The sequence below is a fragment of the Cedecea sp. B1(4) genome, assembly GCF_059414925.1.
On sequence record NZ_JCAHMZ010000308.1, the window covers coordinates 1 to 262 of the forward strand.

At 67.2% G+C, this 262-nt stretch carries 1 protein-coding gene; it reads right to left on the reverse strand.

What is annotated here, in order from left to right; all coding sequences use genetic code 11:
* Positions 1-8: 8 nt before the first annotated feature.
* On the reverse strand, positions 9-262 hold a 254-nt coding region (locus ACR6JA_RS23075), incomplete at its 5' end, for a hypothetical protein (RefSeq protein ID WP_494599838.1).

The following is a 262-nucleotide window of genomic DNA, read 5'->3' on the forward strand; positions in this document are numbered from 1 at the left end:
CGACCGCTTCAGCATGCGCACCCCGTATAGCCGCGGACACGCATCCAGGGGTTGTAGGCCCAGCCACCGCCGCCCCCGCGCCGGATCAGGCCAGCGCGCGAAGCATCGAACAAAAACGAATCCACCGCATTCGCGGCTGCGAGTTCGCGGGGACTGCTCGCCCAAGGGCTGACGGCGACCATTTCGGTCGCGACCGTTGCCCGGAGGGCAAACACGTCGACAACGCCACGGGTATCGAGAATCGCCTGGCGCACGCGTTCGA